This is a genomic window from Amphritea atlantica (assembly GCF_018860855.1).
Classification (GTDB): Bacteria; Pseudomonadota; Gammaproteobacteria; order Pseudomonadales; family Balneatricaceae; genus Amphritea; species Amphritea atlantica_A.
The window spans coordinates 49,042-68,714 of the sequence record NZ_JAHKQE010000022.1; the positions used below are offsets into that span (position 1 = coordinate 49,042).

Below are 19,673 nucleotides of genomic sequence, written 5' to 3' on the forward strand. Positions count from 1 at the left end.
CTGAGAGACAGTGGTTGATCATCGTGGTTATGCATGCCGCTGGTTAAGTTTCTCTTCAATAACATCCATCAGCTGCATACCGATATCTAAACCAAACTGATTGTCCAGTTCGCGGATGCAGGTTGGGCTGGTGACATTGACTTCGGTGAGGTAATCACCGATGACATCCAAGCCGGCAAACAAAATGCCCTGTGCTTTCAGTGTAGGCCCTACCTGAGCAGCGATCCACAGCTCACGTTCGGTTAGCGGACGGCCTTCGCCTCTGCCACCGGCGGCGAGATTGCCTCGGGTTTCACCATTGGTTGGGATGCGTGACAGGCCATAGGGTACTGGCTCACCATCGATCATCAGAATGCGCTTATCACCATCGACAATTTCCGGCAGATATTGCTGTGCCATAATGGTTTCGGTGCCAAACTTCGTCAGCGTCTCGATGATAACCCCTAGGTTAACGCCCTCTTTCTGAATGCGGAAAATAGAGGTGCCACCCATACCATCGAGTGGTTTAAAGATGACATCTTTGAATTCAGCATGGAATTCGCGCAGCAGATCATCACGACGGGTGACCAACACTGGTGGGCAGCATTGTGGAAAATGGGTAGCAAAGATCTTCTCGTTATAGTCCCGCAGCGCCTGAGGTCGGTTGACCATCAGGGTATTGCCCTGCATAGCTGCCATTTCGAGGAGGTGGGTCGAATAGATAAACTCATTATCGAAGGGCGGATCTTTACGCATCAGAACGGCATCGAGGGTGCTCACTTCCTGTACTTGATATTCACCACGCTCGAACCATTTGTCTGGGTTCATATCGACGGTCATCGGTGCCATCTTCGCCAGTACCTTGCCATCACGCAGATAAAGATCTTTCTGCTCCATATACCAGATCTCCCAGCCTTTGCTTTGAGCGGCCCAAAGCATGGCGAGAGAACTGTCTTTTTTGAAGCTGATGGACTCGATGGGATCCATCACAATGCCGATTTTAACTGTCATTGATGCGCCTTGTTTATCTGTGAAGTTGATCTATACATTAGCGATATTTCGTTTAGAGGGATTCTACCCGCCTGATTCGGTCATCACCAGTCTTACTATAGTGGGTTCTGCTTAGCCTAGGTCGCCCCAGAGGTATTGTAATACCGAAAGCGCCGCTACGGGTGCGGTTTCGGTGCGAAATACTCGTGGACCGAAGGCTACCGGTTTGAACCCCTTTGCTAGCGCGAGTTCCACTTCTGTTTCGCTTAATCCGCCTTCAGGCCCAATGAGTAGGGCGATGGAATCCGGTTTGGCAAAGTCACCTAGGGGTTGTTCGGTATGATGATGGAGCACCAGTTTTAAATCCGCTTCAACAGTATTGACCCAGTCGCTCAGGGATTGTGGTTCGCCGATCTCAGGCAGATCACAGCGAAGGCTCTGTTCGCAGGCGCTAACGGCCACCTGTTGCCAGTGTTGGCGACGCTTATCCTGACGGTCATTATTCAAACGGACTTCGCAGCGTTCGGTAAACAGCGGCACCATCTGGTTCATGCCGAGTTCGGTGGCTTTTTGCACCGCATAGTCCATCCGTTCACCGCGGGAGATTGATTGGCCGAGGGTTACTTTTAAGGGTGAAACCCGCTGAGGTGTGAGCACTTGAGTAATCTGTACAGTGGCGCTGCGTTTAGCTACTTCTATCAGCTCGGCGGTATATTCGCAGCCATCACCATTAAATAGAATGAGTGAGTCGCCCGGTCGCATACGGAGTGCGCGGCAGACATGCTGAACGACGCTATCGCTAAGGCTCAGTTGCTGGCCTTCGATAATGGGTTGAGGCTCATAAAAACGTGGAATTCTCATGGTGTATATCAATCAGATCTGCGATTTAAGGGCGCTATTATGCCACGGTAAAAAGAGATCAGTTAGCCGGATGTTGTTGCTTAGGGGTTGCGGCGGAATTGGAAGGAAGCGACGGGTGGCATTTCGTTGGCGCATAAAAAAGGGCAGAGTGAATGCTCTGCCCTTGTTTGTCGTTTACCTGAAGTTAGCCGAGCGCTGACTAGCGGCTCGCTAACCGAAGGTCAATGAAGCTTAGATGCCTGCTGCTGCACGCAGTTCATCGGCTTTATCGGTTTTTTCCCAAGAGTAAGCGGTAAAGGTTTCGTTACCGGATGTCATCTCATAAGGGTCATGGCCGAAGTGACCGTAAGCCGCGGTTGGACGATACATTGGGTGCAACAGATCTAGCATTCGAGTGATCGCATGTGGCCGCAGATCGAAGTGGTTGTTCACCAGTTCGATGATTTTCGCGTCAGAAACCTTACCGGTACCGAAGGTGTTGATCGATACAGAGGTCGGCTCTGCCACACCGATAGCATAAGACACTTGGATCTCACACTTGTCAGCCAAGCCTGCGGCAACGATGTTTTTCGCCACATAACGCCCCGCGTAAGCCGCTGAACGGTCAACCTTGGATGGGTCTTTGCCGGAGAACGCGCCGCCACCGTGACGGGCCATGCCGCCGTAAGTATCAACAATAATCTTACGACCGGTTAAGCCGCAGTCGCCCACAGGACCACCGATGACAAAGTTACCGGTTGGGTTGATGTGGAACTTAGTGCTCTTGTCGATCCACTCAGCCGGGAGGGTGTGCTTGATGATCAGTTCCATCACGGCTTCTTGCAGATCCGCCATGGAAACTTCCGGGTTGTGTTGTGTGGATAGCACAACCGCATCGATACCGACCGGCTGGCCGTTTTCATAACGAAAGGTCACCTGACTCTTGGCATCTGGACGCAACCATGGCAATAGGCCTGATTTACGCGCTTCGGCTTGACGTTCAACCAAACGGTGAGCGTAGCAGATTGGCGCAGGCATCAGCACATCGGTTTCGTTGCTGGCATAACCAAACATCAAACCTTGGTCGCCGGCGCCTTGGTCTTCAAGGTTGGCACGGTCTACACCCTGATTAATATCAGGTGACTGTTTACCGATGATGTTGAGAACACCACAGGTCGCGCCGTCATAGCCAACGTCGGATGAGGTGTAACCGATATCACAGATAACGCCGCGTACCAGTGCTTCAAGATCGACCCATGCGGAAGTCGTGATCTCACCAGAGACAATTGCGACACCGGTTTTAACCATGGTTTCACATGCCACACGGGCGTATTTGTCTTCAGCAATAATTGCATCAAGAACCGCATCAGAGATCTGATCGGCGATCTTGTCAGGATGACCTTCGGAAACCGATTCCGAGGTAAACAGGCTGTATTCGCTCATTACGCGTCTTCAATCCTAGCTTATGAGAATGATGTATGGCATCGGACCGATAGCCCGAGTACAAGAATGAGCGCTATTTTAATCGTGTTAGGCCTTGATTGCATGGGCGGCGTTCCTGTTTTAGATGATTTTTTTACTTTTTTAGATGAAAACGGCTCATTTTCATTAAATTTCTCTGAAATAGGTTTGAAGCTGGCGGACGGTTACGAGAAAATAGCGGCCTATTTTTATATCGGTGCTCAACCCATCAAATCTGTAGATAGAGATGATGATGCCGCATCAACATACTTTTTAATCTCAACTTGGGCTTCTTCGGCCCTGGAGTGAATGAATGTCCTCGCGTAGAGAACTTGCCAATGCAATTCGTGCCCTCAGTATGGATGCTGTCCAAAAGGCTAAATCCGGTCACCCTGGTGCGCCGATGGGAATGGCTGATATCGCTGAAGTACTATGGAATGATTTCCTGAAACACAACCCGGCGAATCCGCATTGGCTGGACCGCGATCGTTTTGTTCTGTCGAACGGTCATGGCTCTATGTTGATCTACAGCCTGTTACATCTGACCGGTTATGATCTGTCCATCGATGATCTGAAAAACTTCCGTCAACTGCATTCAAAAACCGCCGGTCACCCGGAATACGGTTATGCACCAGGCGTTGAAACCACGACGGGTCCTCTGGGTCAGGGTATTACCAATGCGGTCGGTTTTGCGATTGCTGAAAAATCTTTGGCGGCGCAGTTTAACCGTGAAGGTCATGAGATTATCGATCACCACACCTATGCCTTCCTTGGCGATGGCTGTTTGATGGAAGGTATCTCCCACGAATCTTGCTCACTGGCGGGTACCTTAGGTCTAGGTAAGTTGATCGCCTTCTATGATGACAACGGTATCTCCATCGATGGTGAGGTCGAAGGTTGGTTTACCGATGATACGCCGAAGCGTTTTGAAGCTTACGGCTGGCATGTGATCCCGAATGTTGATGGTCACGACGCTGAACAGATTAAAGCAGCGATTGAAGCGGCACAGGATAATGAAGACCAGCCTACGTTGATCTGTTGCAAAACTATTATCGGTTTTGGTTCACCGAACAAACAGGGCAAAGAAGATTGCCACGGCGCGCCTTTGGGTGATGATGAGATCGCCTTGGCTCGCAAACAGCTGGGTTGGGAATACGAACCGTTTGTTATTCCTGAAGATATTGCTGAGCAGTGGAACGGCCTAGAAAGCGGCGCGGTGTTAGAAAATGATTGGGAAGAGCGCTTTGCCGAATACAGCAAAGAGTACCCCGCCGAAGCCCGTGAGCTGATCCGTCGTTATACTGGCGAATTACCCGCTGACTTCTCTGAGAAAGCCGATACCTATATCGAAGAGCTGCAAGCGAAAGGCGAAACCATCGCTTCTCGTAAAGCGTCTCAGAATGCGCTGAATGCTTATGGCCCACTGTTGCCTGAGTTGCTGGGCGGCTCTGCTGATTTGGCGGGTTCTAACCTGACACTGTGGGCTGGTTGCAAGGGGATCACGAAAGATGATGCTTCCGGCAACTACATGTTCTACGGCGTGCGTGAATTCGGTATGTCGGCGATCATGAACGGTATCGCGTTACACGGTGGCTTTATCCCTTATGGCGCAACTTTCTTAGTGTTTATGGATTATGCCCGTAATGCACTGCGGATGGCGGCGTTGATGAAGATCCGCGCTATTCATGTGTATACCCATGACTCTATTGGTCTGGGTGAAGATGGCCCGACCCATCAGCCGATCGAACAGATCGCTAACCTGCGTCATACACCTAACATGAGCACTTGGCGTCCAGCGGATGCGGTTGAGTCTGCCGTTGCTTGGAAATCAGCGCTAGAGCGTGCCGATGGCCCGACCGCGATGATCTTCTCCCGTCAAAACTTGCCACATCAGGCGCGTGACGCTGAACAGCTGGCGAATATCGCTCGCGGTGGCTACATTCTGCGTGATACCGCAGGCACACCCGATGCGATTCTGATCGCAACCGGTTCTGAAGTAGGCTTGGCGATGGATTCAGCCGCCGCGTTGGAAGCGGAAGGTAAGCAGGTTCGGGTGGTTTCAATGCCATCGACTGATCTGTTTGATAAGCAAGATGCGGCCTACCGTGAGTCTGTTCTACCGGCTGCCGTGAAAGCGCGGGTCGCCGTTGAAGCAGCTCAAGCGGATTACTGGTATAAGTATGTAGGTCTAGATGGTGCGATTGTTGGTATGACAACGTTCGGTGAGTCGGCTCCGGCCAGCGATCTGTTTAAGCTATTTGGCTTTACCATCGAGAATGTTGTCGAAAAAGTGAAGTCTGTTCTGTAAGGCAGACGGTTCGAAAGGCCAACTGATTCAGTTGGCTTTTTTTGTTTAACGAGGTGATATGGCTTTCCGGGTTGCAATAAACGGCTATGGCCGGATTGGGCAGAGCGTCCTGCGGGCGGTCTATGAGTGCGGCTATCGTGATCAGCTGCAAGTGGTGGCGATCAATGAACTATCGGATATTGAGACGGTCACTTATCTGACCCGCTATGACACGACACATGGGCGCTTTCCTTTACCGGTGGCGCATAATGGTCGTGATCTATTGATCGATGGTGATGAAATCCGAGTGCTGAATCAGGCGGAAGCCGGATCTATGCCGTGGCAGGAGATGGACGTTGATCTGGTACTCGAATGTTCGGGTTCCTTCAGTGACCGTTTAACCGCCCAGAAACATCTCGATAGTGGCGCACGGCGGTTGTTGTTTTCTCAGCCGGCGGAAGCCGATGTTGATGCCACCATTATCTATGGCTTTAATCAGCAGCTGTTAGCGGCCGATCAAACCATTGTGGCGGCGGGCTCCTGTTCCACCAACTGTATTGTGCCAATATTGAATCTGTTGCACCGTGAACTGAATATTATCAGCGGTGTGACCACGACGATTCATTCGGCGATGAACGATCAGCCGGTGATTGATAGTTATAACCAGACCGATCTGCGTCTGACCCGTAGCGCTATGCAATCTATTATCCCGGTAAATACCGGCCTGAATCGCGGTATCGACCGTCTGCTGCCAGAACTGGCGGGACGCTTTGAGTCCCTGCATGTACGGGTGCCGACCATCAATGTGTCGTTGCTGGATATCTCCTTAAACGTGAGCGAGTCGACCTCGGCGGCACAGGTCAATGAGATACTGCGGATGGCGGCCGAAGGTCCTTTACGCGGATTGCTGGGGTATACCGAAGAGGCCCATGCATCGGTGGATTTCAATCGTGATGCCCGTTCCGGCATTGTCGATGGCACGCAGACTCGCGTTAGCGGTGGCAAGATGATCAAGCTGATGTGCTGGTTCGATAACGAGTGGGGCTTTGCCAACCGGATGCTCGATGTGGCACAGGGCTGGTTAAACATTAAGTGATTGAAGACGATAGGCCACAGGCTGTTGTTGTAATTTTTAGTAAATAAGAAGCAGGAATAAATATGAGCGTATTGAAAATGACCGAGCTGGATCTAAAGGGCAAACGTGTCCTGATCCGTGAAGATCTCAATGTGCCAGTCAAGGATGGCCAAGTGACCAGTGATGCTCGCATTCGTGCTTCGCTGCCCACCATTAAGCTTGCGCTCGAAGCGGGTGCCAAGGTGATGCTGATGTCGCATCTGGGTCGTCCGACGGAAGGTGTTTATGATGAAGCAAGTTCGCTAGCGCCGGTAGCTCGTCATCTGGGAGGCCTGTTAGGTCGCGATGTTCCACTGATTAAAGAGTGGCTCGAAGGCGATTTTGACGTGGTTGAAGGCGATGTCGTATTGCTGGAAAACGTCCGCTTCAATGTCGGCGAAAAGAAAGATGATGAAACATTGTCTAAAAAAATGGCCGCTCTGTGTGATATCTATGTCATGGATGCCTTTGGTACGGCTCATCGGGCGCAAGCTTCAACCCATGGGGTTGCTCAGTTTGCGGCAGTTGCCTGTGCGGGGCCATTATTGGCCGGTGAACTGGAAGCCTTAGCGAAAGCGCTAGGTAATCCAGCACGACCTATGGCCGCGATTGTTGGTGGTTCTAAAGTTTCGACTAAACTAACGGTGCTTGAGTCACTGTCTGAGAAAGTTGATCAGTTGATTGTGGGTGGTGGTATCGCCAATACCTTCCTTGCTGCCGCCGGTAAGCCGGTCGGTAAGTCACTGTGTGAACATGATCTCGTGCCAACCGCTAAAGCGCTGATGGAAAAAGTCAATATTCCACTGCCGGTCGATGTTGTTGTGGCCACTGAGTTTGCTGAAACCGCTACCGCCACCGTGAAGCTGGTGGATGATGTGGCTGAAGATGACATGATTTTGGATATCGGCCCTCAGTCGGCGGCTAATCTGGCTGAACTGCTGAAAAATGCCGGCACCATTATCTGGAATGGCCCTGTGGGCGTGTTCGAGTTTGATCAGTTTGGCGAAGGCACTAAAACCCTCGCGCTAGCAATTGCTGAGAACAAAGGGTTCTCTATTGCTGGTGGTGGCGACACGTTAGCTGCTGTGGATAAGTACAATATCGCTGATCAAGTGTCTTATATCTCGACCGGCGGTGGTGCTTTCCTTGAGTTTGTTGAAGGCAAAGTTTTACCGGCCGTGGCAATGCTGGAATCCCGCGCATAATTAAAGCCGAGCGCTTTAATCGTTGTGCAAAGGGATTTAAACAGTTGCAATATATAGTTGAGTAGCTGGCTTTATAGCTGCTTAAAATAGAATTTATAGCCGCACAGGCTTAATTTAAAAAGGTGAACATATGGCTCTTATCAGTATGCGTCAGTTGCTGGATCACGCAGCAGAAAACGACTACGGTATCCCAGCGTTTAACGTCAACAACCTGGAACAGATGCGCGCTATTATGGAAGCGGCGGACAAAACCAACTCTCCGGTTATTGTTCAGGCATCTGCCGGCGCACGTAAATACGCAGGGTCTAATTTCCTGCGCCATATGATTCTGGCGGCGATCGCTGAATTCCCACATATCCCGGTTTGTATGCATCAGGATCACGGCACCACGCCTGCGATCTGTCAGCGTTCTATTGCGATGGGCTTCTCCTCTGTCATGATGGATGGTTCATTGATGGCGGATGGTAAAACACCGTCTGATTATGAATATAACGTTGATGTAACCCGTCGTACTGTTGAAATGGCGCACGCTTGCGGTGTTTCTGTAGAGGGTGAGTTGGGTTGCTTGGGTTCTCTTGAAACGGGACAAGCCGGTGAAGAGGATGGTGTTGGCGCTTCGGGCACCCTGTCCCACGATCAGATGTTGACCGATCCTGATGAAGCGGCTGACTTTGTGGCGAAGACTGGCGTTGATGCGCTGGCGATTGCTTGTGGTACTTCTCACGGTGCTTATAAGTTCACCCGCCCACCGACCGGCGATATCCTGGCAATCGATCGTATTAAGGCGATCCATGACCGTATTCCAGGTACTCATTTGGTAATGCACGGTTCCTCTTCTGTTCCGCAGGAATGGCTGGCGATTATCAATGAGTTCGGCGGTGAGATCCCTGAGACTTACGGTGTGCCGGTTGAGCAGATCGTTGAAGGTATTAAGCACGGTGTTCGTAAAGTGAATATCGATACTGACCTGCGTCTGGCGTCTACCGGTGCTGTTCGTCGTTTCTTGGCTGAGAACCCATCGGAATTTGATCCACGTAAATTCCTCAAGGTAACGATGGATGCGATGAGTGAAATCTGTATCGCCCGTTATGAAGCGTTCGGTACTGCGGGCCACGCGGATAAGATCGTGCCTGTTTCTCTGGAAGGTATGGCGGATAAATACGGTTTGTAATAACCGTATTTAGCGAGAAAAACGCTCCCCGGCTTTGGCCGCGGAGCGTTTTTTTATAACAGTCGTTGTTTAAACCTCCTCCGCGTCAATCACTTCGCTTTCCTGTTGTGCCAGAGTCAGCCATTCTTGGCAGGCGGGTAGGGCGAGTATGCGATCGCAGTAGGCTTGCAGTTGTCTGGGCAGCTTCACGCCATAGCCGGTCAGGCGGAAAACGACCGGTGCATAAAACGCATCCGCGATGGAAAAATCCCCGTATAAAAACCGCTCTGAATCACTTTGGCTTAGGGCTTCGCTCCATAAAGTACTGATACGTTGGATATCCTGTTGAACGTCAGCCGCAATAGTAAAGTTATCCACATGGCGGCGACAGTTCATCGGCATAGCGTGGCGCAGCGCCATAAAGCCTGTGTGCATTTCAGCACAGCTGCTTCGGGCGTGGGCGCGTCGTGTATGATCGCTTGGCCAGCCTTTATGTTGCAGGTGTCGCTCGCTGATATATTCACAGATTGAGAGAGAATCCCAGATGGTTGTTCCATTATCTAATAGCACTGGCACTTTGCCTGCTGGATTGTAGGCTTTGATCTGCTCAGCGGAACCGGGGGTAAAGAGAGCGATGCGGGTGGTATCAAACGCTAGATCAAACTGACGAAGTAACAGCCAAGCGCGTAGTGACCAGCTTGAATAGTTATGATTACCGATAATCAGTTGCATCTCTAGATTCCTTTTCTCTGTTAAGTCGATTAGTTTAGAGACCAGTCTGGCGTTTAATGTGTGCGCTCTCAAACGAATAAATCTGATAACAGGTATCAATACCCTTGATGTTAGACAATGAACTGCTTCGCAGCTTTATCGCGGTGGTCGATAGTGGCAGCTTCACTCGGGCTGCAGCTCAACTGTTTCGTACCCAGTCGGCGGTGAGTATGCAGATGAAACGGTTGGAGGAGCAACTGGATAAAAAGCTGTTCCTAAAAGATGGCCGCGAACTACAACTGAGCGATGATGGCTTAAAACTGTTGAGTTATGCGCGGCGCATTATGAAGCTGCATGATGAAGCGTTAGGCGTTATGTCATCAACATCCGACTCTTGTCCGCTGATGCTCGGTTGCCCAGATGATTATGTCACCGGCGTATTGCCACAGTTGTTGTCGGAAATTCAGCGACAGATTCCCGGTTTGCAGGTACAGGTGCGCACCGGCACATCGGCGCAACTAAGGGCATTGATTGATAAGGGGGAGTTGGATCTGACAATTCTTACCCGTCGTCCTGAAACCGAGGAAGGTTATCTGTTGCTCCAGGATCAAGGCGTTTGGGTCGCACCCACGGCGGACTTCATTAAACCGGAGCAGCCGCTTCGGCTCGCGTTGGTGGATGCGGATTGTAAATTTCACAGCACCGCCGTGGATGGTTTGAGCAAGCAGGGGCGTAATTTTGACGTGATCTGTATTAGTGGCAGTTGTGCATTGTTGATTGAGTTGGTCAGACGGGGTGAAGCGATAACCACGCTGGCGTCTTGTTGTGTCCCCGCGGATCTGTATCGCCTGCCGGCAGAATTGGGGTTGCCGGAACTGGCAACGGTAGCGGTGGTATTGCAATCGGCCGCTCGGCCACATAAGGCGTTAGGCGCTGACCGTATTGTCTCACTGGTGGAGCAAACGGCGTTGCGGTTGAGCGTATGATTCACTGTACCTTGCAAACGCCTAGACTAGCAGCCCGGTGGGCGCGTTTGAATCCGATCGAGCCGGATGCGTAACTGCTTACCGTTATGATCAGCCGCAATAAGGCACTCTTCGCCTCCGCGGATATCGATGGTAATAAAGCGAAGTTTATCCCGTTGCAAGCGACCGTTGTCATCCTGCCAGACCACCTGATCGACCAGTCTGCGCATACAGGCCATTTCAAAGCCATCATGCAGATCGCATTGAATCGGTTTGTAATCAGTCATAGCACCACTCTTATTGTTTCTCTTGTTTTTATAAGGCGGTACACCATAGCAGATAACGCTGGGTAGTTAACACTCTCTGCGCACTGTTTTGTGGCAATGGGGCCATGATGGTGGCCCTCATTAGGTGACTTTTGCACTATTGAGCGAGTTGTAGGTCGATTGGCTAGTTAAGCAGGGCTTCGTAGCGCTTATCGGTGAGGGTTTTCATAAAGGCAACCAGTGCGTCGATCCGCTGATCGGTCAGTGCAGGGCCACTTTCGAGTTCCTTAAGGGATATATTCTGGTCAACTTCGGGGGCTTGCCACGTTTCTCCGGTTTCGGGGTTGATCTGTCGGGCGCGGCTACGGCTATTGTACTTGTTGTAAAACAGCACCACGGTACGCAGATCTTTAAACACGCCGTTATGCATATAGGGGCCCGTGACGGCCACATTGCGCAGGGTTGGCACTTTAAATTTACCCGCTTGGGCGGGGTCTGAAACTGCAGGGTTGTCTAATAAACCGCGGTCGATGTATTCGGGGCTGACGCCATTGACTGCTCTAGCAACGCTGTTAACCGGTACACCGATATTGTGATATTCATAATTACTGAAGGTTTCGCCTTTGGCCCGTGGGCTGGCTTTTAGCTGATGGCACTGATTACAGTTCGTAAACTGCTGCGAGAAGAACAGGGTACGGCCTAGCTCCTCCTCTGGGCTGAGTTGGTATTCGCCGCGTAAGAAACGATCATATTTAGAATCGAATGGGGCAAACTCTTCGGTGCGTTCAAACGCCGCAATACTGTCGGTCATCGCCTTGTAAGCTTGATCCGGCTGGGCAAAGATATCAGCGCCATAAAGTGCTGTGAAATTCTTCCGGTAGAGTGGCATTTCCTGTAATCGCGCCATCAATGCTGCGGTTGACGGCATACCCATCTCAATGGGGTTGGTGGGCGGACCGCCCGCTTGCTCTTGTAGATCTTTGGCGCGGCCATCATGAAATTGCCCACCCTTATAAACCCCTTCGTCGGTGAGCTGAAAGTCGGGGCTGAACATTGCATAACTTGCAGTGGGTGCGTTTCGATCACCTAATGAATGACCATCATCACCTAAGGAGACAGCACCCTGAGCAGCATTGTTTCGGGGATCAGCAAAGCCTGCTTGGGGGGCGTGACAGCTGGCACAGCTTTCGCTGCGGTTGGCCGACAAACGGGTATCAAAAAAAAGTTGTTGGCCAAGCTGAGCTTTATTTAACAGCGGTTGCTCAGTGTCGGCAGCTATAAAACCTGTGCTTAGCAAGGCCGTTAGGCTAAGAAGGTAGACAAAATATTTCATATTAAATGCAAATGATAGTGAATCGTATTTGCAATATTATCAGAATCGAGAGGTGTTACGGGAACTTTTTCAGCCGGATCATCCCATTAATTGATCTGAGCCGGCCTAATGCTGTTGCTTGAGCCCTTTAGTTATTCACTAGCTCGCCGGATAGCTGAAGCGGAGCAGAAGGTTCACTGACAATTTTCATGGTGGGCCATTCGAGTAACTGCAGTTTACCGCTGTCGGTTTCGACCAGTGCGGTGCAGTGCTCAACCCAGTCACCATCGTTGCAATACAGCGCCCCTTTACGGTGGCTAAATCCCGCTTGATGAATATGGCCGCCAATATAACCATCCAGCGATTGCCGTCGGGCTTCGGTGCAGGCGGCATCCTGGAAGTGTTCGATATAGCGTTGGGCGCTGCTAAAGCGCTGTTTAATCATCGCCGCCAGCGAACGGTAGGGCATCTTCAGCCATTGACGTACTCGGTTATAGCTGCGGTTTAACCAGAGCAGCAACTGATGTCCATGATCACCCAGCAGTAGCATCAATGGATGAATACGTACATGACCATCAAACTCATCCCCATGGGAAACTAAAAATCGGCGGCCATCGCGGGTTTTATGAATCGCTTTACGGCGGATCTGCAGTTTACCCAGCTTTAAACCACATATTTTACGCAAGGGTGCATCATGGTTGCCGGGGATATAGATAATCTCACAGCCCTCTCTGGCCATCTGCCAGAACTGCCCAATCAGCAACTGCTGATCCTGCGGTAGAACGGCTTTGTGGCGCATAGCGGCTAAATCAATAATATCCCCTACAAGATAGAGTTTTTTCGGGGCAAGTTTGGTTAAGGCTTCACTTAATAGTTTAGCCTGGCAGTCCGGTGTTCCCAGATGAATATCTGAGATAAACATGGTGTGGATATTCTGCATATCACTGTCCATCAATCAGTTTGGGGGCAGTATGGCGGCTAAAAATGACAATGTGCCTTACAAAAGATGAACAGATGGTGACAGTGGCGAGCGATGGTTGTCGCGAATCGAGTCATTGTCGGCTATGTGGCTAAGCGATTTTTTGTTATTGCTAGGCTTCAAAAAATATGGCGCCGCCTGTGATGAGCTTCAAAGGCGGCGGTAAAGCGCTAATGACTTGCTAGGTTAGCTGCGAGGGACGCGGGCAAGGGTATAAAATTCGTTGTTTGCCTGCATGTTGGTGACAATCGCTATCCGGTTTGAAAGGCCGAAAAAGGCGGTGATGCCGGCGATGTCGAGAATATCGTCATCATCATAGCCATGGGTTTTTAGCTGTGCGTAATCATCTTCTGCTACATCTTCCGGTGTGCGTGAGAGTTTAATGGCAAAGGCGAGCATCGCTTTCTGTTTATCGGTTAGTGGCGCATGCCGATAATTGATCGCTATCTGGTCGGCCAGTAGTGGCTCTTTGGAAAACACGCGCAGCAGTGCACCGTGGGCAATAACGCAATATTGGCACCCATTGAGTGCGCTGGTGGCAACGATAATCATCTCTTTTTCCGCCGCGCTGAGGGTGCTGCCTTCCCGAGCCATCACGGCATCATGGTAGGCAAAAAACGCGCGAAACTCATCAGGCCGATACGTTAGCGTCAGGAATACGTTAGGGATAAAGCCCGCTTTTTCTTGTACGGCCAAAATTCTGTCGCGGATATCGGCAGGTAGATCGGGCAGCGTTTTAATAGGGTAGCGACTGATCGGTTGTTGATTCATTATTTTTATATCTCTCTATCTGGTGCAAATGATAGATCTAGGTTACGCTGGAAAAACGATCAAATTAAGACACTAGTTCGCCAATTAACGAGCAAATCAGGTCATTATGTATAAAGTCATTGGATTAGCCTTCGATGGTTGTCAAGCCACCGGGCTGACCTCACCGTTCGATGTGTTTAACGTCGTTAACTCTATCTGGAAGCAGACTCGGGGCGAAGATGTCAGTCTATATGAGTGTCAATTGGCTTCGCGTGATGGTGGCTGGGTGACCTGCTCCAATGGTATGCGCATCATGGCCGATGTGGCATTCACGCAGATGCCCGAGGCTGATCTTATTGTGATTCCCGGTATTCATCATCTTGATGTGCGCTCGTTACTCAAGCGTCTAGCTCAGCTCGATGAAGAGTGTCGATGGCTCAGTCAGTATATTCAGCGGGGAATCCCAGTGGCGGCGAACTGTAGTGGCGTATTTTTACTGGGTGATGCTGGAGGTTTGGCCGGTAAGCGGGCGACCACGGCTTGGTGGTTAGGGAAGGCTTTTCGCGACCGCTATCCAGCGGTTGAACATTGCGCCGACACCATGTTGGTTAACGATCAGGGAGCGTATACCTCCGGTTCAATGACCGCCAACTTAGGGGCCATGTTAGCGCTGGTGGAACAACAGGTTGGCCGGCACCTAGCACAAAGTGCTGCCCGTAATATGTTGATCGATGCGGCCCAAAGCACGGCATCTCCCTATGTTTTTATGCAGGCAAACAGCGATCATCAAGACAGCTTAGTGTTGGCTGTCGAGAGCCAGCTACAGCGGGATGTATCACATAAACTCTGTCTGCAAACGTTGGCGAATAATCATGCGGTTAGCGTGCGTACCCTCGCGCGCCGGTTTAAAGCGGCGAACGGTATCAGCGTTGCCGATTATCAACAGCAGCTACGTTTTGAACAGACTAAATTATTACTAGAAACCACCAGTCTAAGCTTGGAGAAGATCGTTGAGCGGGTCGGTTATGCCAGCCAAAGCTCGCTGCGGCGACTGTTTCAGAAAGCATTGGGTGAATCGCCCAGTCGCTTTCGCAAGCGGGTACAACAAAAAGGCGCCCATTAAGATTATCTGCTCAGAACTGACGCAATTGGAGGAGCTATTGGCTCAGCCAGCATTGAGGCAGTACACTGTTTAGCTTGTTTGTCTGCTTAGAGATCGAAATATGGTTATGTTGACGGGAGGGCGTTAGTGGAATCTGATCAGCAGTTGATTGCTCGGGTGAAAGCCTGTGATATCTGTGCCCCCTATCTACCCGATGGGGTGCGGCCGGTGATTCAGTTTGATTCGGCCGCTCGCATTCTAATCGCCGCCCAAGCGCCGGGTCGGCGAGTGCATGAAACCGGCATTCCGTTTAATGACCCCAGTGGGGAACGTTTACGCGCGTGGATGGGCATCACCGCCGAGACTTTCTACGATGCCAAGCAGTTAGCTATTTTACCGATGGGGTTTTGTTACCCCGGTACGGGTAAATCCGGTGATCTACCGCCTCGCAAAGAGTGCGCTCCGCAATGGAGGCAACTGTTGCTAGACCGTCTGCCTAATCTACAACTGATATTGGTGATTGGTCAGTATGCTCAGGCTTGGCATCTGCATAAGAAGGGAACGGTAACGGATATTGTGTCGCATTGGCGCGATTATAGTGGCCCAGACCAAACGCCGATGATATTTCCCATGCCTCACCCTAGCCCCCGTAACAATATCTGGTTACGCAAGAATCCTTGGTTTGAAGCGGAATTGATACCCGTGTTGCAACAGCAGGTTCAAGCGGTGCTGACCGGTGAATAACATACCCGAAGGGCTAGTAAAGGTGGTGATCGTGGTGTTGCTACCGATGGTGATGTGCTTCGGATATTACTCTGTTAGCGCCCAAGCCGCTTCAGGCTGGGTGGTGTTTTTGGCAATGTTAGCGTTGCCGCTGTTGCTGTTAGGTATTGGTGGCCTTGTTTGGAGTCATTCCGGTGGTATTCAGCGGCTAAAAGCTGTTTGGTGGAGTTGTATCATTGTTGCTGTTGCCAGCTTAGGCTGGATTTGGGGATAAAACCACTGGTAACGCGACTGCATCGATGGCGGCTGTTTTGGTTATACTAGACGTTATTAAGTTGTTAGCGTGAAAGATGGATTCAGGATGAACGAGATAAAGCAAAAGATAGCCCTGTTTATTGATGCGGATAACGCACCTGCCAGTAAATTTGAAGATGTTCTCAGTGAAGTGGCTAAGTATGGCGTGGTGACCATCCGTAAGGCCTACGGTAACTGGAAGTCACCGACCCTGAAGTCTTGGGAAGACTTGTTGCATGAGTACGCGATTCAGCCGGTACAGCAGTATGATTTAACCAAAGGTAAAAACGCCTCTGATATCGCTTTGGTAATCGATGCGATGGATGTGATGTATACCAAAGATATCGATGTGATGTGTTTTGTTTCATCGGATAGCGATTTTACTCCGATGGTGACCCGAGCCTTAGCCGAAGGCAAGATGGTGCTCGGGTTTGGCGAACGTAAAACCCCATCACCCTTTGTGAATGCTTGCTCTAAATTTCTCTTTCTGGATCAGCCTGAAACAGTCGAAAGCACTCAGAATACGAAGCCTAAAAATATCAAATCGGATACTAAGCTCATCAACCTCTTACGTCAGGCGATCGAAGCCAACGAAGATGAAGATGGCTGGGCGCCGCTGGGGCCAGTGGGGTCGAATATCTCTAACCGCACCTCATTCGATTGCCGCAACTATGGCTTTAAGAATTTAAGTAGCCTGTTTAAAGCCGTTGATCTGTTTGAGCTGAAGCGGGGGCCGGGGCGATCTTTTCTGGTGCGGGATGTGCGTAAGAGTAAAAAGGGGTAAAGGTTCGCCAATGAGGTCGCTATGAATAGGTGGATACTGGCGTAGGTTTCGTATTGTTATTCGCCAAAACTGACATGCACTGTTTAATGCACATGTTCATCATTCCTGCCTATACTGTACGTTAAGTTGAACATGTGAGGTGTCATATGAGAATAGTTTCTTTTACCGAGGCTAGAAATAGCTTGAAAGCGGTTTTAGACCGAGTCATCAATGATGCGGACACGACTGTGATTACTCGTCGTGATTCTGAAGATGCTGTGGTTATGTCTTTGGATTACTACAATAGTTTAATGGAAACCGTCCACTTACTCCGTTCGCCAGCCAATGCTGAGCATCTAAATAGGTCGATTGCACAATATCGTGAGGGGGAAACCACGCAACGGGAATTAGTCGATGAGTAACAAGCTGTTATCATGAACTGATGAAGCTTGGAGCGATTATGTATACTGGCAAACCCAGGATAAAAAAACGCTTAAACGTATTAATAAATTAATTGCCGATGTAACCCGTTCGCCGTTTGAGGGTATTGGTAAACCCGAACCATTAAAAGAGAGTTTGTCGGGTTTCTGGTCGCGAAGAATCGATGATACCAATAGGCTGGTTTATGCGGTTGATGAGCGTGTGATTACCATTATTTCCTGTCGCTATCATTACTGATCAAGTTGTCAGCTAGTAAACACTTTAGTCGGCGTTATATAAAACTAAAAAAAGAGCCTTTCGGCTCTTTTTTGCTTTTTTGATCTTATGCTTTTTGAGCAGCGACGTCTCCGCTCTTAATGCACTTCCGCATATTTGCGCTGTATCGCCACCAGCGCCGGCTGGGCTTCCAGTGGGGCATAGGCGATGGCTTGATCGAACAACTCTTTGTTCTCTTCGGAGAGGCGCTCTTCTTCGTTCATCGCAGAGAGTTTCTGCATAGCTTCAACAAACTTGGGGTGTTGTTTCTGTTTTTTGGCCGGTTTCATAGGAACTACCTCTTTAAGTTGGTGACTTTTATCACAGGCTTATCATTAGCTGCGATAGAGGGTCTGAATAAGATGAAAACCAAATTTTGTTTTCACCGGTCCGTGGATCTCCAGTAATTTCTTACGGAATACCACAGCGTCGAATGCTTTAACCATGGTGCCAGGCCGAAATTCACCTAGATCACCACCCCGTTTGGCAGAGTTACACAGAGAGTGTCGTTTTGCCAGACGGGCAAAGTCCTCCCCTTTCTCCAGTTGTTGCTTCAGCTTTTCAGCCTCGGCCTTTGTTTTTACCAGAATATGCCGCGCTGATGCTACCGCCATATTAAAATACCTTTGTTAACACAGTAAAACGTTTTATAGCATTCTTACTTTAAAACGACGGCCTTTGATCTTGCCTTCGAGTAAGCGGCTATGGGCTTTACGGGCTTCTTCACGCTTGACGGCGACATAGGCGGCATAATCGTAAATGTTGATTTTACCCACCGCACTGCCGTCAATACCGGCTTCACCGGTGAGCGCGCCAAGGATATCGCCTGGACGTATCTTATCCTTTCGACCACCGGCGATGCAGAGAGTTCGCATGACCGGCTTAACGGGTTCTTCAGAACTGGTTTTTTTCAGGCTGCTGAGGGATTTAGTCTCGAGGGTCTGTGAGAGGTATTCGCTGATGATATCCATCTTGTACTGTTCAGAATCTCGGAAGAGGCTGATGGCCATTCCCTCTTTACCTGCTCGACCGGTACGACCGATACGGTGAACGTAGATCTCTGGGTCGCGGGGTAGGTCGTAGTTAATGACCAATGATAGATCGCTGATATCCAGTCCGCGAGCGGCAACATCGGTGGCGATAAGAATGGTGTTACTACGGTTGGAAAACTGCACCAGCACCTGATCTCGGTCGCGCTGATCCAGATCACCGTGAAGAGCGGCAGCAAAATAGCCCAGATTGCGCAGATGTTCGGACACTTCGCGGCACTGATCTTTGGTGTTACAGAAGATCACCGTGGACTCAGGGTTGAAATGGCTAAGAATGCGCGCCAATGCTTCGGGCTTTTTGGTTTGCTCGAGGGCATAGAAGGATTGTTCGATCTGACTGGTGCTGTGTACCGCTTCGACGGTGACTTCCACCGGATCACGCTGTAGGTCGGCACTGAGCTTTTTAATTCCCTCGGGATAGGTGGCCGAAAAGAGCAGGGTTTGACGCTGTTTCGGCGTGTTATTGATCACCCCTTCAATCTGTTCATAAAAACCCATGTCGAGCATGCGGTCGGCTTCATCTAATACCACGGTGCCGCAACGGGACAGATCTAACTTACCTTTGCGGATCAGGTCCTGAATCCGGCCGGGTGTGCCGACGATAATATGTGCACCGTGTTCCAGAGAGCCGATCTGTGGGCCGACCGATTGACCGCCGCAGAGAATCACCAGTTTAAGGTTGTCTTTGAAGCGCGCTAGCCGACGAATTTCCTGTGCGACCTGGGTACTAAGCTCCCGAGTAGGACAGATAACCAGTGCCTGAGTGCCGAAATCCCGCTGATTAATATTTAACAGCAAGCCGATAGCAAAGGCGGCGGTTTTACCACTGCCGGTTTTTGCTTTGGCGATCAGATCTTTGCCGTCTAGCACATGTGGCAGACTGCGGGCTTGGATCGGGGTCATCTCGTTATAACCAAGATCTGCTAGGTTGCTGAGCATTGCTGGAGGAAGGTTGAGGGCGGAAAATGAGGTATCAGACACAGGTGTACTCGGGATAAAAATTCAATTGGCCGATAGTATACCTGATACACATGGGG

22 protein-coding genes and 1 pseudogene are annotated in these 19,673 nt (G+C 50.3%); 12 read left to right on the forward strand and 11 right to left on the reverse strand.

Annotation, left to right across the window (positions count from 1 at the left end):
* Positions 1-27 precede the first annotated feature (27 nt).
* From gshB to metK, 3 genes are all read right to left on the reverse strand, one after another.
* Positions 28-990, reverse strand: coding sequence for a glutathione synthase (gene gshB, locus KO512_RS09420; protein ID WP_215952095.1), 963 nt, complete (start codon positions 988-990; stop codon positions 28-30).
* A 111-nt stretch (positions 991-1,101) separates the two neighbouring features.
* Complete coding sequence (locus tag KO512_RS09425; RefSeq protein ID WP_215952096.1) at positions 1,102-1,830, reverse strand: 16S rRNA (uracil(1498)-N(3))-methyltransferase; 729 nt, start codon at positions 1,828-1,830, stop codon at positions 1,102-1,104.
* Between the two features lie 231 nt (positions 1,831-2,061).
* Positions 2,062-3,252: a methionine adenosyltransferase gene (gene metK, locus KO512_RS09430; RefSeq protein ID WP_215952097.1), complete on the reverse strand. Its 1,191-nt coding sequence runs from the start codon at positions 3,250-3,252 to the stop codon at positions 2,062-2,064.
* A 66-nt stretch (positions 3,253-3,318) separates the two neighbouring features.
* On the opposite strand from metK, the gene KO512_RS09435 reads away from it, so the two are divergent.
* The 5 genes from KO512_RS09435 (at position 3,319) to fba (ending at position 9,047) form a co-directional block, all read left to right on the forward strand.
* Entirely contained in the window at positions 3,319-3,579 is a 261-nt protein-coding gene (locus KO512_RS09435; RefSeq protein WP_215952098.1) for a hypothetical protein, read from the forward strand.
* Positions 3,580-3,583: 4 nt separating this feature from the next.
* On the forward strand, positions 3,584-5,578 hold the full coding sequence (tkt, locus tag KO512_RS09440; protein WP_215952099.1) for a transketolase: 1,995 nt from the start codon (positions 3,584-3,586) through the stop codon (positions 5,576-5,578).
* Positions 5,579-5,636: 58 nt separating this feature from the next.
* Entirely contained in the window at positions 5,637-6,653 is a 1,017-nt protein-coding gene (locus tag KO512_RS09445; protein ID WP_215952100.1) for a glyceraldehyde 3-phosphate dehydrogenase NAD-binding domain-containing protein, read from the forward strand.
* 62 nt (positions 6,654-6,715) lie between these two features.
* Complete coding sequence (locus tag KO512_RS09450) at positions 6,716-7,876, forward strand: phosphoglycerate kinase (protein WP_215952101.1); 1,161 nt, start codon at positions 6,716-6,718, stop codon at positions 7,874-7,876.
* A 130-nt stretch (positions 7,877-8,006) separates the two neighbouring features.
* Positions 8,007-9,047: a class II fructose-bisphosphate aldolase gene (fba, locus tag KO512_RS09455; protein ID WP_215952102.1), complete on the forward strand. Its 1,041-nt coding sequence runs from the start codon at positions 8,007-8,009 to the stop codon at positions 9,045-9,047.
* A 69-nt stretch (positions 9,048-9,116) separates the two neighbouring features.
* Here fba and KO512_RS09460 read toward each other — a convergent pair whose 3' ends face one another.
* On the reverse strand, positions 9,117-9,758 hold the full coding sequence (locus tag KO512_RS09460; RefSeq protein WP_215952103.1) for a glutathione S-transferase family protein: 642 nt from the start codon (positions 9,756-9,758) through the stop codon (positions 9,117-9,119).
* Between the two features lie 107 nt (positions 9,759-9,865).
* Here KO512_RS09460 and KO512_RS09465 point away from each other — a divergent pair, with 107 nt between their 5' ends.
* The gene (locus KO512_RS09465) at positions 9,866-10,723 is read left to right on the forward strand and encodes a LysR family transcriptional regulator (RefSeq protein ID WP_215952104.1); all 858 of its coding nucleotides are present in this window, start codon (positions 9,866-9,868) and stop codon (positions 10,721-10,723) included.
* 26 nt (positions 10,724-10,749) lie between these two features.
* Here the strand turns inward: KO512_RS09465 and KO512_RS09470 are convergent, their stop codons facing one another.
* The 4 genes from KO512_RS09470 to KO512_RS09485 all read right to left on the reverse strand — a co-directional run bounded on the left by KO512_RS09470 (position 10,750) and on the right by KO512_RS09485 (position 14,030).
* A complete protein-coding gene (locus KO512_RS09470; RefSeq protein ID WP_215952105.1) occupies positions 10,750-10,989 on the reverse strand; it encodes a Rho-binding antiterminator in 240 nt (79 codons plus the stop codon).
* Positions 10,990-11,152: 163 nt separating this feature from the next.
* The gene (locus KO512_RS09475; protein WP_215952106.1) at positions 11,153-12,301 is read right to left on the reverse strand and encodes a cytochrome-c peroxidase; all 1,149 of its coding nucleotides are present in this window, start codon (positions 12,299-12,301) and stop codon (positions 11,153-11,155) included.
* Between the two features lie 127 nt (positions 12,302-12,428).
* Positions 12,429-13,220, reverse strand: coding sequence for a UDP-2,3-diacylglucosamine diphosphatase (locus KO512_RS09480; protein WP_215952107.1), 792 nt, complete (start codon positions 13,218-13,220; stop codon positions 12,429-12,431).
* 225 nt (positions 13,221-13,445) lie between these two features.
* Positions 13,446-14,030, reverse strand: coding sequence for a peroxidase-related enzyme (locus KO512_RS09485; protein WP_215952108.1), 585 nt, complete (start codon positions 14,028-14,030; stop codon positions 13,446-13,448).
* 106 nt (positions 14,031-14,136) lie between these two features.
* Here KO512_RS09485 and KO512_RS09490 point away from each other — a divergent pair, with 106 nt between their 5' ends.
* The 6 genes and pseudogenes from KO512_RS09490 to KO512_RS09515 all read left to right on the forward strand — a co-directional run bounded on the left by KO512_RS09490 (position 14,137) and on the right by KO512_RS09515 (position 17,569).
* Complete coding sequence (locus KO512_RS09490; RefSeq protein ID WP_215952109.1) at positions 14,137-15,132, forward strand: GlxA family transcriptional regulator; 996 nt, start codon at positions 14,137-14,139, stop codon at positions 15,130-15,132.
* A gap of 126 nt (positions 15,133-15,258) precedes the next feature.
* Positions 15,259-15,855 carry a uracil-DNA glycosylase family protein gene (locus KO512_RS09495; protein ID WP_215952110.1) on the forward strand — a complete coding sequence of 199 codons (597 nt, stop codon included), beginning with the start codon at positions 15,259-15,261 and terminating at the stop codon, positions 15,853-15,855.
* The gene (locus KO512_RS09500; protein WP_215952111.1) at positions 15,848-16,108 is read left to right on the forward strand and encodes a hypothetical protein; all 261 of its coding nucleotides are present in this window, start codon (positions 15,848-15,850) and stop codon (positions 16,106-16,108) included. The genes KO512_RS09495 and KO512_RS09500 overlap by 8 nt, the downstream gene beginning before the upstream one ends.
* 87 nt (positions 16,109-16,195) lie before the next feature.
* Positions 16,196-16,912, forward strand: coding sequence for an NYN domain-containing protein (locus KO512_RS09505; protein WP_215952112.1), 717 nt, complete (start codon positions 16,196-16,198; stop codon positions 16,910-16,912).
* A 146-nt stretch (positions 16,913-17,058) separates the two neighbouring features.
* Positions 17,059-17,313 carry a type II toxin-antitoxin system Phd/YefM family antitoxin gene (locus KO512_RS09510; RefSeq protein ID WP_215952113.1) on the forward strand — a complete coding sequence of 85 codons (255 nt, stop codon included), beginning with the start codon at positions 17,059-17,061 and terminating at the stop codon, positions 17,311-17,313.
* Positions 17,306-17,569, forward strand: a pseudogene (locus tag KO512_RS09515) (Txe/YoeB family addiction module toxin). Before KO512_RS09510 ends, KO512_RS09515 begins: the two are co-directional and overlap by 8 nt.
* Before the next feature lie 116 nt (positions 17,570-17,685).
* On the opposite strand, the gene KO512_RS09520 reads toward KO512_RS09515, so the two are convergent.
* Genes KO512_RS09520 through dbpA form a run of 3 tightly spaced genes read right to left on the reverse strand, consistent with a single transcriptional unit; the run spans position 17,686 to position 19,617 of the window.
* Complete coding sequence (locus KO512_RS09520; protein WP_126157184.1) at positions 17,686-17,877, reverse strand: hypothetical protein; 192 nt, start codon at positions 17,875-17,877, stop codon at positions 17,686-17,688.
* Positions 17,878-17,922: 45 nt separating this feature from the next.
* Positions 17,923-18,201 (reverse strand): peptidylprolyl isomerase, encoded by a 279-nt coding sequence (locus KO512_RS09525; protein ID WP_215952114.1) that lies wholly within the window; start codon positions 18,199-18,201, stop codon positions 17,923-17,925.
* A 33-nt stretch (positions 18,202-18,234) separates the two neighbouring features.
* Positions 18,235-19,617, reverse strand: coding sequence for an ATP-dependent RNA helicase DbpA (gene dbpA / locus KO512_RS09530; protein WP_215952115.1), 1,383 nt, complete (start codon positions 19,615-19,617; stop codon positions 18,235-18,237).
* Between the last annotated feature and the right edge of the window lie 56 nt (positions 19,618-19,673).

What these genes read in the sequence shown, in the direction of transcription:
- gshB (WP_215952095.1), bottom strand. Translation starts at nt 990, where the DNA reads ATGACAGTTAAAATCGGCATTGTGATGGATCCCATCGAGTCCATCAGC.
- KO512_RS09425 (WP_215952096.1), bottom strand. Translation starts at nt 1,830, where the DNA reads ATGAGAATTCCACGTTTTTATGAGCCTCAACCCATTATCGAAGGCCAG.
- metK (WP_215952097.1), bottom strand. Translation starts at nt 3,252, where the DNA reads ATGAGCGAATACAGCCTGTTTACCTCGGAATCGGTTTCCGAAGGTCAT.
- KO512_RS09435 (WP_215952098.1), top strand. Translation starts at nt 3,319, where the DNA reads ATGAGCGCTATTTTAATCGTGTTAGGCCTTGATTGCATGGGCGGCGTT.
- tkt (WP_215952099.1), top strand. Translation starts at nt 3,584, where the DNA reads ATGTCCTCGCGTAGAGAACTTGCCAATGCAATTCGTGCCCTCAGTATG.
- KO512_RS09445 (WP_215952100.1), top strand. Translation starts at nt 5,637, where the DNA reads ATGGCTTTCCGGGTTGCAATAAACGGCTATGGCCGGATTGGGCAGAGC.
- KO512_RS09450 (WP_215952101.1), top strand. Translation starts at nt 6,716, where the DNA reads ATGAGCGTATTGAAAATGACCGAGCTGGATCTAAAGGGCAAACGTGTC.
- fba (WP_215952102.1), top strand. Translation starts at nt 8,007, where the DNA reads ATGGCTCTTATCAGTATGCGTCAGTTGCTGGATCACGCAGCAGAAAAC.
- KO512_RS09460 (WP_215952103.1), bottom strand. Translation starts at nt 9,758, where the DNA reads ATGCAACTGATTATCGGTAATCATAACTATTCAAGCTGGTCACTACGC.
- KO512_RS09465 (WP_215952104.1), top strand. Translation starts at nt 9,866, where the DNA reads ATGTTAGACAATGAACTGCTTCGCAGCTTTATCGCGGTGGTCGATAGT.
- KO512_RS09470 (WP_215952105.1), bottom strand. Translation starts at nt 10,989, where the DNA reads ATGACTGATTACAAACCGATTCAATGCGATCTGCATGATGGCTTTGAA.
- KO512_RS09475 (WP_215952106.1), bottom strand. Translation starts at nt 12,301, where the DNA reads ATGAAATATTTTGTCTACCTTCTTAGCCTAACGGCCTTGCTAAGCACA.
- KO512_RS09480 (WP_215952107.1), bottom strand. Translation starts at nt 13,220, where the DNA reads ATGCAGAATATCCACACCATGTTTATCTCAGATATTCATCTGGGAACA.
- KO512_RS09485 (WP_215952108.1), bottom strand. Translation starts at nt 14,030, where the DNA reads ATGAATCAACAACCGATCAGTCGCTACCCTATTAAAACGCTGCCCGAT.
- KO512_RS09490 (WP_215952109.1), top strand. Translation starts at nt 14,137, where the DNA reads ATGTATAAAGTCATTGGATTAGCCTTCGATGGTTGTCAAGCCACCGGG.
- KO512_RS09505 (WP_215952112.1), top strand. Translation starts at nt 16,196, where the DNA reads ATGAACGAGATAAAGCAAAAGATAGCCCTGTTTATTGATGCGGATAAC.
- KO512_RS09510 (WP_215952113.1), top strand. Translation starts at nt 17,059, where the DNA reads ATGAGAATAGTTTCTTTTACCGAGGCTAGAAATAGCTTGAAAGCGGTT.
- KO512_RS09520 (WP_126157184.1), bottom strand. Translation starts at nt 17,877, where the DNA reads ATGAAACCGGCCAAAAAACAGAAACAACACCCCAAGTTTGTTGAAGCT.
- KO512_RS09525 (WP_215952114.1), bottom strand. Translation starts at nt 18,201, where the DNA reads ATGGCGGTAGCATCAGCGCGGCATATTCTGGTAAAAACAAAGGCCGAG.